We start from the raw sequence: 15,632 nt of genomic DNA, 5'->3' as shown, positions 1-15,632 counted from the left end.
GGGCTCCCGGGCATAAGGTGATGGTGTTGTCTGACGATCCATTGGAACAACGAGCGGGAGGAGGTGAAATTTAGGCGCTTCGATTGATGGCTGTGTCTTGGGGCATAAATTGAATCAGCAACTATTCGTCCATACGGGAAGTACATGCATGCAGGAATGGATGGATATAGATGAATTTTTCACGAAGGGGATTCGTTGCGGGGTTGGGGTTGGTGCTGGCAGCGACGGTGCCGGCCGGGTTGCATGTTCGTCGCCGATGGGAGAAGGCCGAGGCCGCCGAGCTGTCTTCCGATGAGCCGGATACGCCGGTACCGGTGCTGCCTGAGGCTTTGTTGGCGAACCGGCTGGTGGCGGTATGGGATATACGCTTTGTCGAGGGACGGCAGCGGTTTCCGGAGTTGCCCTCCGGTGAGCTGCAATTGCTGCTGGATATCGGGCCGGGTGGTCGGGCGATTCACGGCTATCTCGGGCCGCTGCCCTTTGCCGGGAATGGGCTGCATGCGCTGGGTCGGCTGGATGCCGAGAAGGTGCCACATGTGCATCTAGGGCTGAACGATGGCAAGGGGTGTACCTTCGAGCTGGACGCGATCTTCGACGAGATCTGGGGGCAATGGGGTTCCGGTGGCGGGCGGGCGACTTTGAGCGGCAGTCTGCGCCGAGCGGGTAGTCAACGGGGCTATTCCACGCCTGAGGTGCGTTTCGTTGCGGTGCGTCGCCCGTTTGTGACAACCAGACAGCGGCAGCCCTATAACCCCGATCTGGAGGCATGGGTAGTGTCGCCGGGGCATCGCCTGTTTCACCAGGTGTGGCATGCCAGCAGGGATCGCTGGCATCGAATGGACAAGGATCGTCACCAGTTGCTGCGAGGCCTGGGCTGGCAGGCGGGGCCGGTAGGCAATGAGCGGGATGCGCGGGGCAAGCATCGCCATACCAATGGCTCCGGGGAGGACTTCCTGTTCATGCACCGGCAGATGCTCAATTACGCGCGCTCCATGCAGTCGCTGCCTTCCTGGCCACACTTGCCGGCACCCAGGCCATTTATCGGCCATGGTGTGCAGGCTTTTGCCGATTACCTGGAGAACGTTGATGGCACGTCGGTGCCGCCGGCGTGGGAGATCGCGGGAGATGATGCCTTCAACAAATGGCTGCTCTATATCAAGAGCAGTGAGGGCTATTACAACGACTTCCAAGCCTGGGAGGCGCTGTATCGTGACCCGGAGTACCTCAGTACCCTGTGCCTCGGTGAGCTGGGCTCTCGCCTGGAGCTTGGTATTCACGACTGGTTGCATATGCGCTGGGCAAGCCTGTCGCGAGATGCCAACAGTGGTCTGCCGATGCCCTATGGGCGCGGCTCCAGTGATTTTTCCGGGCGTTGGTATGGCCCCGGCAACCACTTTCTCGGCGATCCGTTTTCGTCTCACGTAGATCCGCTGTTCTGGGCCTTTCATGGCTGGATGGATGATCTCATCGAGGGCTGGTTTCTCGCTCATGAGCAGGCTCATCCTGGCGAGGTGGAGCGGCGGATGGTGAATGGCGAGTCCTGGTTTGCTCCCGGCAAGTGGGTGCGCGTCGCCGAGCCCTGGGTCGGACCGGATCAGGCTGGCTGTGGTGCCTGGGGACGCAGCAATCGGACGGCGTCCGGAGAGCTGGATATTGAAACCATGAAGCTGGCCATGCAGATCATCTTCGCCAACGAAGAGGAGGCTGAGCGCCTCGAAGGTCGTGTGCTGCGCCGTCCCTGGTATGGCCGGCACCTGGCCGCCGGACCATCGCGTCGCTGATGGGCGTACCCGGTATTTCACCGCTACAGGAGTCCATTGCATGATTCTTTCCGAGGTTCTATCTGGTTTGTTCGCCAATGCACAGGCGGTCGGGGCTCAGGGAGTTTTCCAGTTTGTCTTCCATCCTGAAAAGGCTCTTTGGGTGGAGGTGAAAGACCAGACCCAGGTTCAAACGGGTCATCATCCAGCCGCAGATGTGACGATCGAACTCGGTGAAGAGGATTTCGCTGGGGTGCTTGCTGGCACTTGTGATGTCGAGGCGCTGTTCGCCAGCGGCCGGTTGAAGATCGGCGGGCGGATGGGGCTTGCTACGCTGTTGCCGCAGATTATCAACTCCGCCCGTCGAGGCGTGAAGGCTACGCCCGAGAAACGGCCGCCGAACCAACGCTATCCTGCGCCGGAGCGCGCTGCCGACCGGCTTTCGGTAGAGCAGGTTCCTCTGCTGCAGGTGGAGCGTCGTTCGCGAGACAGTTTGTTCATTGATGAGTTTCAGTCGTGTTATGTGCCGCAGGGCATGCCGTTGATTATCACCGATGCCTTGGGAGATTGGCCGCTGTTCAATATGAGCAGGGAAGAGTCGCTGGTCTATTTTTCCGAGTTTCAAGGTATTACCCGGCATGGTGATTACGCCGGCAAGACCTTTTCCAGTGATCGGGACTTCCGTTCCACTTCGATGGCTGACTTTGTTGCGTCGCTCGATAAGGAGACCGTTGCAGGTGCTCCACCGCCTTACATGGGTAACAATGCGGTGCCTGAGCCCTTGCTGGAGCAGATCCGCTTTCCGAAGTACTTCAGCCGTTCGCTGTATATCAAGCCGCGTATCTGGATCGGCCCCAAGGGTACGCTAACGCCCTTGCACCGGGATGACTCCGACAATCTGTTCGCTCAGGTATGGGGGCGTAAATCCTTCATACTCGCCGCGCCGCATCACCGCGAAGCACTTGGCACCTGGTCAACTTCGCCGAAGGGAGGGCTGGAGGGGTGCGAGGTGAATCCTGATGCGCCCGATTACGATCGGTTCCCCAGGACTCGTGACGTGGTTTTTTTACGTATTGTGCTTGAGGCAGGCGATCTGCTGTTTCTGCCGGACGGCTGGTTCCATCAGGTCGAATCGGTTTCGACCTCATTATCTGTCAACTTCTGGGTCAACTGGGGGCGCGGTTGGTGATGCCTGTCGGGGCGCCGGGCCCCGATGGCTCTGCGTTCAGGCTGGCTGGGAGACGGATTCAGTCATGACCTGCCCAGCCCGCATATGTACCAACTGGTCGGCAATGTCGAAGTAGCGGTCATCGTGGGAAATGACGATGATCGTCTTGCCCTGGCGTTTCAGTTCTGGCAGCAGTTCGGTGTAGAACACCCGGCGGAAGGCTGGGTCCTGGTCGGCTGCCCATTCATCGAACACCAGCACCGGCCGGTCGTCCAGCCAGGCATTGACCAACGCCAGGCGCTTGCGCTGGCCGGTGGACAGGTCAGTGGTGGTGAAGGCGCCGTCGCGGATACCGACCTTGTGGGCGATATCCAGGCGTTCCAGGTAATTGAGCGCTGTCTCCGGCAGTTTGGAGCGGCTTTGCAATAGTTCGTCGAACAGATAGTAGTCAGTGAACACCGTGGTGAACAGTTGCCTATAGTCGTCACGCTGCTCGTTGTGGACGGCCTGACCGTTGAGGCGGATTTCGCCATGCTGCGGTGTGTAGAGCCCCAGCAGCAGCTTGATCAGGGTGGTCTTGCCACAGCCGTTCTCACCAACGATGAAGACGATCTCGCCGCGCTGGATGGTCAGGTCGACGGGGCCAAGGTGAAATGCCTGGCTACCCTCGGCCTGTGGATAGTCGTAACGCACCCGGTGCAATTCGATGCGCTCCATGGTGGCTGCCGACGTGGTCTGTTCATTACCCAGCAGGTGGGGCTCGGGTGAGGAGAAACGTTGCGACAGTTCGTTGATGCGGCGGAAGGCGATTTCGGCCCGGCTGAGGTTGGGGATGCTGCTGATCAGCCGTTCCAGGGGGCCCTTCATGTACAGCATGACCAGCACAAAGCCGCCGAGGACGGTTCTGTCGGTGGCGGGCCAGAAAACCTGAAAGGCAATGGCCATACCGATGACGGCGAAAAACAGCATTGAACCAAAAGTCTCGGCGCTGACGAAGATGGTGGCGGCGTGGATGTTGGCCCGGCAGATGCGCTCGGTGGTGCCGTGGATCTGCTGGTCTTGCATATGCTGCCGACGCTCGCGCTGGATGCGCAGCTCCTTGGCGCCAGTGGAAATGGCCTGGTAGTGCTTCTGCAGCTCGTCCTCGCCGTTACGGGCATCCTGGATGCGGCGTAGGCCGTGGCGATGGGCCAGATACTGCGCGCTGCTGCCGATCAGCACGGTGGCCACTGTCAGCAGCAGGATCTGCCAGGACAGCAGGGCAAGGTAGCTCAGGCAGCCCATGGTCACGGTGAAGGCGATGATCATGGGTGCGATACTCAGCGCGAAGGTGCTCAGCGTGCCAACATCGTTCAGCAGTACCGGGATCAGGCGGTGCGCACGGTAGCGCTCCAGTTGCTCGATGGGGGCAGTGAGGATCCTCGCTGCCAGGTCCCGGCGCAGGGTTGCTACCACGCGCTGACCAACGTAGTTGGTAATCAGATTGGACAGGGTAGAACATACCAGGGTCAATACGCACAAGCCGCCGAACAGCAGAACGAGATCCAGATCGGGGCCGCCTTCGACGTTCATCGCGGTGTTGATGATGGCCAACAGGGCAGTGACGCTGAGGCCACCAGCGACGCCCAGGAGGGTTGAAAGAACGACCTGGAACCAGAATGGCCTGAGGATGGTGAGCGTTTCGCGGGCTAGGCTGTTGGCAGTGACGGTCATGGGACTTCTCGAGTGTGCTGGCTGAAAGGTCGGCGCCAGATGCCGCCGACTTTGGCTTGAGCTATTGAGACGAGAAGGAGGGGGCGCGATTTAGTCGTGCCGGCGCAGCAAGGAGTGCGCCGACCACGGGGCAGGGCTACAGGAGGCTTATGACGGTATTGCCATCAGCAGTCCGGCTGAGTTTTACCGGTAGTACCTTTGGCAGCGCCAGTACCATTTCATCGAGATTGCGAATGTCATAGATGCCGCCGATATGCAGGTTGGCGGTGTCCCGGTTGGCCAGCAGCACTGGCTTGTCCAGGTAGCGGTTGATCAGCGGTAGGGCCTCGGCCAGCGGCAGGTCATTGAATACCAGTTTGCCGTCACGCCAGGCCAGGGCGTCGGGGTTTGCCCGGGCTATCTGGGGCGCATCCTCGCCGTTGCCGTAACGGGCCTGCAAGCCGGGCGTCAGGTAGGCAATCTGTTCGGAAGTATCTGCCTTATTGCGTACCTTGACCGAGCCTTCTGTCAGTGTGACGACTACCTGCTCACGGTATTTCCAGACATTGAACATGGTACCAGTGACGGTGACATCACCAGTGCCGGCGTTCACGATGAAGGGATGACCGGCATTGTGTTGAACATCGAAGAAGGCTTCGCCTTCAGTCAATGTCACGCTACGACGGTCGCGGAAGTTGGCGAACCAGAGGGTGGTACGCTGATTCAACTGGATGTGTGAACCATCTGCCAGGGTGACCGTGCGGGGGGGCTTCGTCCGCCTGGTAACGCTGCACGCTATTGGGTACCCAGCCCTGATGCCAACTCAGCAGGGTGCTAGCTGACAGAAACAGAAACGCTGCTGCTGTGGCCATGGAGGGTCTCACAGCACGCCGCCGAGGCTCTGCAACGGGCTGTGGAGGAGCGCTCTGTGCTGTTTGACCGGGTAGGTGTTCGCTGACCAGCCAGATCTCGAGCATGGCCTGGTATTCATCTGCATGGCTTGGATCGTTTTTCAGCCAACGATCAAACGCAGCGCGCTCTACGTCCGTGCAGTCATCGGCATGCAGCCGCATGCACCAATGGGCTGCGGCTTCAACGGGGTCGTCGCTTGGAGTACTGGTTTGAAGGGGCATCAGGCTACCGGTTCGACTGCTGGATGAAGGCACAGGGAGAAGTACCTGAACCGCTACATTCAAAGTAATGAGAAGTATTATTATTTGTAGGCTCGTTAGTATAGAATGCGCCGCGCAGCGGTTCAAGACACCGGTCTGGACAAGTGCCGAAATGCCATGCCATGGACTGATGCTGCTCTCTCCCTGGCGAAGAATAATATGGCGTTTGGTCGAGTGCTCCTGGGATGGTGGGTCTATGGAAAAATATTACCATGCGTTAATTCGCTATCTGACTGTACGCTTGAGGGATAACCATCTGGCTGCCGATGTGGCTCACGATGCTTATGTGCGTGTGCTTGAACGTGGTGAAACGGACGCCGTCAAGCACCCGCAGGCCTATCTGTATCGCACGGCAGTCAATGTTGCCATTGATGTCCACCGCCACAATCGCGATGTGAGAGGCTACGGCGAATCGTTTGAGGACATTCAAGGCTTCGATGAGGGGCAACAGGCACAGGTAAATTCGCAATTCCTGGCTCCCCATGACTCCCTCTACCTGCGCGAGCGTACCGAGTTGTTGGAGCGGGCCTTGGGTGAATTGTCCGACGAATGCCGTGAGGCTTTCCTGCTGCGAAAACTGGAAGGGCTGTCGCACCCGGCAATCGCAGAGCAGATGGGCATCTCCAAGAGCATGGTTGAGAAGCACATCGTCAATGCCATGAAACACTGCCGCATTCGGGTCAAGGAGATGGAGTACTCCATCCTGGATCCGGACGATGCAGCCAGGCGCTATACCCGGGCAAAGCCTGTTGAGTCAGCCAATACCTAAATATTTTGTGTTTCCCTACGTCTGTATCTGAACACTGTGCTGCGGCATGGCTGATAGTCAATTGTTCAGGAGATATAGACATGCGCCGGGTGTTTTCTGTGATTCTGGCATGGATTGCGAGCTGCTCTATCGTGGCACCGCCGACCCAGGCACGGGATGATCGCGCTGACTACCTGGCCGAAATTCGCTGGACCTCCTTTGGTATTCCACATATCTACGCACCGGATGAGCGTGGCCTTGGCTATGGCATCGGCTACGCCTACGCGCGGGATAACCTGTGCCTGCTGAGCGATGAAGTATTGACCGTGCGTGGCGAACGGGCTCGATTCATCGGCCGCGAAGGGCGGTCCTCTGCAGGCCTGGATAACATGCAGTCGGACTTCTTTTTCGGCTGGTTGAACACGGATGAAGCCGTTGCTGCCTTTCTGCGGGCCCAGCCGCCGGAAGTTCAGCAATTGCTCTCTGGTTACGTGGCGGGTTTCAATCGCCATCTCGAGGAAGCCAGCCAGGCCGGGATGCCGTTCGCCTGCCGCGATGCGGACTGGCTTCGCCCGCTCCAGGTAACGGATCTGGTGCGATTGGTACGTCGGCTGCTGGTAGAAGGGGGGGCAGGGCGGTTCATCAGACCCTTGCTCTCCGCTGCGCCGCCACAGGCCTCGAGCCAGGGTACGCCGGAGCCGGATACCCAGAGTCTGGCCCACTTGCAGCGTTTCGCTCTGGAGCGCGGCAGCAATGCCATCGCCGTGGGTGGGCAGCGCACTGAGAACGGCAAGGGCCGACTGCTCGCCAACCCGCACTTTCCCTGGTCCGGTGGTTTGCGTTTTTACCAGATGCACCTGACCATTCCCGGCAAAATGGACGTGATGGGCGCATCCCTGCCGGGCCTGCCGGTGGTCAATATCGGGTTCAATCGGCACCTGGCCTGGACGCACACAGTGGATACCTCAAGTCACTTCACCCTGCATCGCCTGACGTTGGATCCCGCGGACCGAATGCGCTATCTGGTGGATGGACGCAGTCAGCCATTGCGCAAAACGACAGTGACTATCGAGGTTCGCGAGGAGGATGGGCACCTGTCTAAGCAGAGCCACGATATCTACGAGTCCATCTATGGCCCCCTGCTGAAGTGGCCTGGGGTGCTTGATTGGGACCAGCACCACGCCTACGCACTGCAGGACGTCAATCTAGGTAACACACGGGTGCTGCAGCAATGGCTGGTACTGAATCAGGCCCTGGACCTGGATGCCTTCCGCACTGCATTGCAGGAGATTCAGGGGATCCCCTGGGTGAATACCCTGGCAGTGGATGATCAGGGCACGGCCCTTTACATGAACGCAGCATTGGTGCCAAACGTGCCGCAGGAGCGGCTGGAAGAGTGCGCCGACAAGATATTGCAGACCCAGGGGCTGCCTGGCCTGGATGGTAGCCGCAGTTATTGTAACTGGCAGAGCGCATCAGGCTCTGCGCAGCCCGGCGTTGTTCCGGGGCCCCATCTGCCGACGTTGCTGCGCCAAGATTTCGTGCAGAACTCCAATGACAGTGCCTGGTTGAGTAACCCTGCAGCGCCGCTTACCGGATTCTCCCCCTTGATCAGCCGCGAGGGCAGACCCTTGGGGTTGCGTGCCCGTTATGCCCTGACCAAGCTGGAAGCGCAGGGCAGTGAAGCATTCACCGAAGACTTCCTGCGTGAGCTGGTGACCGACAACCGGGTACACCTTGCCGACCTGCTGCTGGACGATCTACTGGCCTTCTGCGCTACCCAACAGGCTGACCAGCAGCTGACCACGGGCTGCACGGCCATGGCTGACTGGGATCGGCATGCCTCTCTGGACAGTGGGTTGGGGCTGCTTTACTTCCAGTACTTCATGAGCGCGCTGGTGCAGCCGGAAGCTATCTGGCAGCACCCCTTCGATCCACAGCAACCGCTGCGCACTCCTCGTGGCATCGCCTGGCAGAAGCCGGAAGTGGCCGAACAACTGGAGCAGGCGCTACGTGATGCTGTGCACAAGGTCGAGGCCGAGGGCTGGTCAGCGGGAGCTACATGGGGACAGATACAAAGTGTCGTACGCGGCACGGAACATATTCCGGTCCCGGGCGGCGACGGGAAGCTGGGTATCTACAATGACATCCAGAGTCGACCAGCCGCCGACGGGCATCGACATGTGGTCGGCGGGAGTAGCTACATCCAGCTGGTCAGTTTCGGCGAGAGTGGGCCGGTGGCCCAAGGGCTGTTGTCCTTCTCGCAGTCCAGTGAGCCAAGCTCGCCCCATTTCATGGACCAGACGCAATTGTTCTCACGCCAGGAGTGGCAGGTACTGCCATTTACGCGGGAGCAGATAGATGCTGATCCAAATCTGAGGGTTCTGCGGCTGGAGGGGGGGCGGTCATTTGGCAGGTGATTGAGTGTGTTCAGAATGAAAGTACCAACACCTGTATTTCCAGGAGTTGAGATGTTCAGGAGGCGACGGTAAGTTGTGTCACCTTTTTACTTGGATAGGCTATGAATCTTCGGCACTTGAGATGCTTCTTGGCTTTGGCAGAGGAGTTGAACTTTGCACGTGCAGCAAAAAGGCTTCATATCGAGCCGTCCCCGCTATCTCGGACCATAAAAGAACTTGAGTTGGAGCTGGGTGTTGTACTTTTCAAGCGTGATCGTCGCGGCACTAGCTTGACCCATCCCGGCAAGATCTTCCTTGATGAGGTACGGAACGTATTTACGGCACTGGATAATGCCAGGCAGAATGTACAAGCCGCAGCTTTGGGCTACCAGAGCACTTTGCGAATTGCATTGTCCGACGGTGCGGCTATACCGAATTTGGCGGAAATTCTTGCCTGCTGTAGAGCTCGATCACCAGATATTGAAATACGGGTCACAGAAGTGCCATTTTCTGATCAGTTACGTGGCCTGAGAAGCAATATATTTGATCTGGGCTTTTCCTGCTCGACGAGCATTGAGGATTCAGTTATTGCAAAGCCGGTTTGGTACGACTCATTGATGGTGATAATGCCGGTTCGCCATCCTCTGTTGATTCATAAAAAGATACCTTTGAAAGAGTTGCTGCATTACCCCTTGGTGATGTGCCACCCTGAAGCTTGTTCGGGATATAACTGGCAGGTTAGTCAAATCTTGCGTAACGCAGGAGTTAAGCCTATAGTCGCAGAGCATGTGAAATCCATGGGTATGCTGCTGACGCTAGTGGCCGCAGGGTATGGCCTGGGCTTTGTACCGTTCTCTTACCTCAAAGTGCTAAGCCATCCGCAGCTCGTGGTACGGAAGCTGGACGTCGAACATTCTGTGTTGACAACGTACTTACTGAAACCCGACATGGTGGACTCTCCTCAGCTGGAGGCATTTGTCGAGTGCTTGCTGGACGTTGTCAATCAGGTTTAATAGGGGTGTCGCCGCCAATTCCTGGTAAATAGCACATGCTGGTTTTATTGAGTGAGCTTTCGTGGGCGAAAGACTGGCTGTTTCATGTTCATTGATTAATGACTGCAGCAGTTGGTATTGATTCTGAATAGTCGGTAGGTTTGGAATGGCAGTGACTTATTACGGGCCGGGGGAGCATCCCACTGGCTTTGTCGGATTTTGTGTGACCACTGGGCTTGGTGGTGACTTTTGCCAACATCATTACAGTACATTGGCTGCCATGGAGCAGACAGATGAAGATGTCATCTTTCTATCACGTCGCTTGGAGGCAGAGCTCCGGGAGCTGGAATGGCAGCGTGATAGCTTACAGCATCGATACGAGCGCTTTGTAACAGAAGATCCCGCGAATACTCGCCCCGAGCGCGGGGTAGGGGTGCATGGGATTACCACCGCGTTCACTCGTCAGGGCAGGGGCAACTGGTGGCCTTGTTTCAAGGTGGCCCGTTTTCAAAAAGAAGGAGCTGCACGCCAGTATGCCCGAGTGTTCGTTTTCTCCAAGCCTTACTCGGAGGTGTGGGAGGAGACAGTAATGTTCTGGGCGCAAGAGCATGGGATACGTGCACCCGATCTGAGTCGAGTCCTCAATAGCCCACCAGACCCTGAGCAGTTCAAGCGTTTGCGCCGGCAAATGAATGAAGAGGAAGGGTATGACATTCCCGTGGATGCGTTATCGCCAGTTTTTGCTGAGCAGCGGAGCAAGCTTGCCAGACAACGAGCTGTGTTAAAAGTAAAAGAAATGAAGCTGCAGGTAGGTGTACCAACTCCACTGAATAAAGACATTCAGGTGGAAATGGCGGCATGGTTTGCCAGCATTACTCGCAGCGACAAGTGATCACTGCTAAGATTGCCCCTTGTTAGGAAGAGTGTGACCGCGCGCTGGCGCCGCTATTCTGCTAACATCCAGTGTCGCCAGCAGTACGCAGAACGCAAATCGATATCCTTAGTAGCCACAAGCGCGAGTCTGAGCCGTTGATCCGGTAACACTTATAAAGTCAATGTACCCAGCCAACTCTGGCGAACCAAGGGGGCTAAGGAAGGGCAGTCTCCGAATCCTCATCTCCCGATGGAATACCAGTCATATCGGTGATGTTCTGTAAGCGTCCGGTGATCCCGTCTTGAGCTGAACACTGGGGCCGTCAGGATAGTGTCCACTTATTTTCTAGTGGACACTTAATATGAGCACTGCAAGCGTAACCAGGCCCTACCAGAAACGCCGTCGCCATTCCCGAGAGTTCAAGGCCGGTATCGTCGCTACCTGCCGTGAACCGGGCGCTTCCGTTTCACGCATTGCGCTGGATAACGGCCTCAACGCCAATCTGGTGCGACGCTGGATTAGCGAGTCGCGACGAAGCGATAACACGCTAACGTCGGCTCCAGCATTCGTCCCTGTTAATCTGCCAGCCCCGTCGACTGCTGCAAACACTAGCCGTCGTAATAACATCCGTATCGAGATTCCCCGCTCTGGGGGCTCGGTTGTTGTGGAGTGGCCTGCGGAGCAGGCACATCAGTGCATTGCGCTGTTGCGGGATCTGTTGCAGTGATCCGCATCGATGAAATCTGGCTTGCGACCGAACCGCTGGACATGCGAGCCGGACCCGATACGGCATTGGCGCGGGTGGTTCAGGTATTTGGTTCGGCCAGACCCCACTGCGCCTATCTGTTTGCCAACAAGCGGGCCAACCGGATGAAGGTGCTGATCCATGATGGTCTGGGTATCTGGCTGTGTGCCCGCCGACTCAACCGGGGCAAGCTCCACTGGGGCGAAGCCTGGCGCGGCGAGCGTCTTCAGCTGACAGATGAGCAGGTCATGGCGCTGGTTCAGGGACTGCCGTGGCAGCGCTTGGGTGAAGCAGGCGTCATCTCGTTGCTGTAACCACAATCTGGCCCGCAGAGCCATCACCAGATAAGGGAATCGCGATACAGTCTGGAGCTTGGCATACTGCCGGCCATGACTCAGCGACCCGACCTCAATCAATTCTCTGCCGACCAGCTCCGCGCCCTCGCGACGGAACTGCTTGATCGCGTCGAGAGCAAGGATCGGGTTCTGGCCCACCGCGATGCGGTGATTGAGAAGCTGACCCACGAAATAGCCATCCTCAAGCGCAACAAGTTCGCCCGTCGCAGCGAACAGCTGGATGGGCATCAAGGGCTGCTGCTGGAAGAGCTGGTGGACAGCGACATTGCCGCCATCGAGGCCGAACTGGCCGAGCTCGCAGAGACCCTGCCTCCTGACACCAAACCCAGGCAGCAGCCCAAGCGTTCGCCGCTGCCGGCAGAACTGCCCCGGACACTGATCCACCATGAGCCCGAGGCCACGCAGTGCCGCTGTGGATGTCAGCTCAAACGCATCGGCGAAGATGTCAGCGAGAAGCTGGATTATATGCCGGGCGTGTTCACCGTTGAGCGCCATGTCCGTGGCAAGTGGGTCTGCAACCAATGCGGCACCCTGACCCAGGCGCCGGTGCCGGCACAGGTCATCGACAAGGGCATTCCGACCTCCGGCCTGCTGGCTCAGGTACTGGTCGCCAAATACGCTGATCATCTGCCGTTGTACCGTCAGGAACGCATCTTTGGCCGCGCCGGTCTCACCATTGCGCGCTCCACTCTCGCCGCATGGGTAGGCGCTTGCGGCGTCCAGCTACAACCGCTGGCCGATGCCCTGAGAATGGCCCTGTTGGAACACGGCGTCCTGCACGCTGATGAAACCCCCGTCAGCATGTTGGCTCCCGGCAAGAAGAAAACCCACAAAGCCTACGTCTGGGCCTACAGCACCACCCCGTTCGCTGATCTGAAGGCGGCCGTTTACGACTTCGCCCCCAGCCGGGCGGGTGAGCATGCCCGCACCTTCCTGGGTGACTGGAAAGGCAAACTGGTGTGTGATGATTACGCCGGTTACAAGGCTGGGTTCGGCAAGGGCATCATCGAGGTCGGCTGCATGGCCCATGCCCGGCGCAAGTTCTACGACCTGCACGTCGCTAATCAGAGTACGCTGGCCGAGCAGGCCTTGGAGTACATCAAGCTGCTGTACCAGGTCGAGCAGGAGGCCAAGGATCTCACGCCCGAGCAGCGACGGATCATGAGAAGTGAACAGGCCAGCCCCATTGCTGATGCACTGCATAAATGGATGTTGGCTCAACGACAAAAGGTACCGGACGGAACGGGTACGGCCAAAGCATTAGATTACAGCCTGAAACGGTGGGCAGCACTGACGCGCTATCTGGACGACGGTGCTGTGCCCATCGACAACAACTGGGTTGAAAACCAGATCCGACCCTGGGCACTGGGCCGATCCAACTGGTTGTTTGCCGGCTCACTGCGCAGTGGTCAGAGAGCGGCCGCCATCATGACGCTGATCCAGTCGGCCAAGCTGAATGGACACGATCCCTATGCCTATCTGAAAGATGTGCTGAGTCGGCTGCCAACGCAGAAGAACAATGCCATCGAAGAACTGCTGCCGCACAACTGGAAGCCGGCCATCAAGGTGTGATGGCCGGACGCTTAGTGCGCCAGTTAAAGCTGGCGGAGGATAGTCGATGAAAGTTCGATACTGGTAAGAAATGGCGAATCAACCAGACCCCGAGTCATGCACGTTGCACCGTGAGGTGCAGGGTGAAGCGTTGACAGGGGAAACCGATGGGCCAGCCATTGAGCCGCGTAATCAGGAATTCGGGATGCCGATGCTGTTAAGCGAAGCAGAAGGCAACATGGAGCATGGCGTTATACGCCAGTCATGCTCTGATCCCGCGCGGTCGGAGACCCTGTGCACGTCGGGAAGTCCTCCGCACAGAAACTGGGAGATCTCAGCGGCGCCCAGTGCGCAAGCACCGGGCGGAGCAGGAAAGGCCAAAAGCCGTAACCCTGCTGTTCACGTCGCTGAGAAGTCGGATACGTCCGTAGTACCTGAGAAGCCATCGAACAAAGGGCCTGGCCCGGCGGAGATAGTGGAGGAAAGGGACGTAGCCAAGGGAAACACCGACACGCCCCGCGCGCCCCGGACACTGAGCCGGATCAGTTGCGCGTCGATGGGACTTGAAGGTGTACGTGAAGCAGCCCGAAGGAGCAAGGGTACGCAGTTCACGGCATTGCTGCACCACATCACACCGCAGTTATTGGCGCAGAGCTTCTATGCCCTGCGCCGCGATGCAGCGGTGGGCGTGGACGGCATGTCGTGGCGAGAATATGAGGAAGGTCTTCTCCAGCGGGTAACCGATTTGCACGCAAGGCTCCACAGTGGAGCCTATCGGGCAACGCCATCGCGGCGGGTCTACATTCCCAAAGCCGATGGCAGGCAACGCCCGTTGGGCATTGCCTCTCTGGAGGACAAGATCGTACAGCAGGCAGTCGTTACCGTTCTGAATGCGATCTATGAAGAGGACTTTCTGGGATTCTCGTACGGGTTTCGGCCGGGACGCAGCCAGCATGATGCGCTGGATGCGTTGACGGTCGCGCTGAAGGGCCAGAAGGTGAACTGGATATTGGATGCGGATATCACGTCGTTCTTTGATGAGATCGACCATGAATGGATGCTCATGTTTCTGGGACACCGGATTGCAGACCGACGCCTGCTCGGGCTTATCTGCAAATGGCTCCAAGCGGGTGTTATGGAGGATGGCCGTAGGGTGGCTGCGACCAAGGGGACTCCCCAAGGCGCAGTGATATCGCCATTGTTGGCGAATATCTATCTTCACTACGTGCTGGATCTGTGGGCAAGGCAGTGGCGCCAGCGGTATGCCCGTGGCGATGTGATTGTTGTGCGATACGCGGACGACAGCGTGGTGGGTTTCAGGACGCAATGGCAGGCTCAGCAGTTTCTGGTGCAGTTGCAGGAGCGCTTGGCCAGGTTCGGTTTATCCCTCAACGCCTCGAAGACACGGCTGATTGAGTTTGGTCGTTTTGCTGCGAGAAATCGTAGGAAGCGGGGGTTAGGTAAACCGGAGACGTTTGACTTCCTAGGCTTCACGCACTGTTGCAGTACCAACAGAAGCGGTGGTTTTCAAATACTGCGACTGACGGTCAAGAAGCGAATGCGTGCGACGCTGCTGGCTATTCGGGATGAGCTGAAGCGCCGACGTCATGAGCCCATCGGGGCTCAAGGGCAATGGCTTACTCGGGTGGTCAGGGGCTACTTCAATTACCACGCGGTGCCGGGAAACCTAATACGTCTTGGTGGCTTTCGTTCAGCGGTCTGCCGTCTATGGCGGCAAGCCCTCAAACGGCGCAGCCAGCGTAATAGGCTTCAATGGTCACGCTACGGACGCCTTGCCGACCTCTACATACCTAGACCTAGAAATGCACATCCTTACCCTGAGGATCGCTTCGCGTCACATACCCGAGGCAGGAGCCGTATGCGGTAGTTCCGCACGTACGGATCTGTGCGGGGGGCGGCAGGTAACTGCCGTCCCTACCGCGACCGGTTGGCGTGGCAAACACCGGTAGCAGAAAAGCAACCTTGGGCGTCAAGGGGGGCTAAGCCGCCGTGATGGGTAGGATTCGCGACGTTTTCTGTCTGCTGTTCAGAGGCAGGGCCGTTAGGTTTGGCCATTCGTCAAGTAACTGCCCACCTTAACCTCCGTCAGCGGTCGGCCTTGAATCACACCGGGTTTCGTGGAGGCCTCAACTCTTGAGAGAATGAGGCATGAAG

At 58.2% G+C, this 15,632-nt stretch carries 11 protein-coding genes and 1 pseudogene; 10 read left to right on the top strand and 2 right to left on the bottom strand.

Annotated elements, in window-relative coordinates:
- Positions 1-170 precede the first annotated feature (170 nt).
- Positions 171-1,781, top strand: a complete 1,611-nt coding sequence (locus INT39_RS21550; protein ID WP_193076022.1) for a PvdJ/PvdD/PvdP-like protein — start codon at positions 171-173, stop codon at positions 1,779-1,781.
- A gap of 40 nt (positions 1,782-1,821) precedes the next feature.
- A complete protein-coding gene (locus tag INT39_RS21545) occupies positions 1,822-2,949 on the top strand; it encodes a cupin-like domain-containing protein (protein WP_193076031.1) in 1,128 nt (375 codons plus the stop codon).
- A gap of 36 nt (positions 2,950-2,985) precedes the next feature.
- Here the strand turns inward: INT39_RS21545 and INT39_RS21540 are convergent, their stop codons facing one another.
- Together INT39_RS21540 and INT39_RS21535 are read right to left on the bottom strand one after the other, a co-directional pair.
- On the bottom strand, positions 2,986-4,641 hold the full coding sequence (locus tag INT39_RS21540; protein ID WP_193076021.1) for a cyclic peptide export ABC transporter: 1,656 nt from the start codon (positions 4,639-4,641) through the stop codon (positions 2,986-2,988).
- A 136-nt stretch (positions 4,642-4,777) separates the two neighbouring features.
- Positions 4,778-5,753, bottom strand: a pseudogene (locus tag INT39_RS21535) (FecR family protein).
- A gap of 235 nt (positions 5,754-5,988) precedes the next feature.
- Between INT39_RS21535 and INT39_RS21530 the strand changes: the two are divergent.
- The 8 genes from INT39_RS21530 to ltrA all read left to right on the top strand — a co-directional run bounded on the left by INT39_RS21530 (position 5,989) and on the right by ltrA (position 15,345).
- Entirely contained in the window at positions 5,989-6,561 is a 573-nt protein-coding gene (locus INT39_RS21530; protein ID WP_193076020.1) for a sigma-70 family RNA polymerase sigma factor, read from the top strand.
- 80 nt (positions 6,562-6,641) lie between these two features.
- Positions 6,642-8,960, top strand: coding sequence for an acylase (locus INT39_RS21525; protein ID WP_193076019.1), 2,319 nt, complete (start codon positions 6,642-6,644; stop codon positions 8,958-8,960).
- A 101-nt stretch (positions 8,961-9,061) separates the two neighbouring features.
- Positions 9,062-9,952 (top strand): LysR family transcriptional regulator, encoded by an 891-nt coding sequence (locus INT39_RS21520; protein WP_193076018.1) that lies wholly within the window; start codon positions 9,062-9,064, stop codon positions 9,950-9,952.
- Positions 9,953-10,097: 145 nt separating this feature from the next.
- A complete protein-coding gene (locus INT39_RS21515) occupies positions 10,098-10,823 on the top strand; it encodes a hypothetical protein (protein WP_193076017.1) in 726 nt (241 codons plus the stop codon).
- Between the two features lie 343 nt (positions 10,824-11,166).
- The gene (tnpA, locus tag INT39_RS21510) at positions 11,167-11,532 is read left to right on the top strand and encodes an IS66-like element accessory protein TnpA (protein ID WP_193076016.1); all 366 of its coding nucleotides are present in this window, start codon (positions 11,167-11,169) and stop codon (positions 11,530-11,532) included.
- On the top strand, positions 11,529-11,864 hold the full coding sequence (gene tnpB, locus INT39_RS21505; protein ID WP_193076015.1) for an IS66 family insertion sequence element accessory protein TnpB: 336 nt from the start codon (positions 11,529-11,531) through the stop codon (positions 11,862-11,864). The genes tnpA and tnpB overlap by 4 nt, the downstream gene beginning before the upstream one ends.
- Positions 11,865-11,939: 75 nt before the next feature.
- Entirely contained in the window at positions 11,940-13,478 is a 1,539-nt protein-coding gene (gene tnpC, locus INT39_RS21500) for an IS66 family transposase (protein WP_193076014.1), read from the top strand.
- 535 nt (positions 13,479-14,013) lie between these two features.
- On the top strand, positions 14,014-15,345 hold the full coding sequence (gene ltrA, locus INT39_RS21495; protein WP_413468960.1) for a group II intron reverse transcriptase/maturase: 1,332 nt from the start codon (positions 14,014-14,016) through the stop codon (positions 15,343-15,345).
- Positions 15,346-15,632 lie beyond the last annotated feature (287 nt).

Source organism: Pseudomonas sp. FME51 (assembly GCF_014897305.1).
The sequence above is the reverse complement of the archived record's forward strand: the minus strand, read 5'-3'. Positions and strand labels throughout refer to the sequence as shown.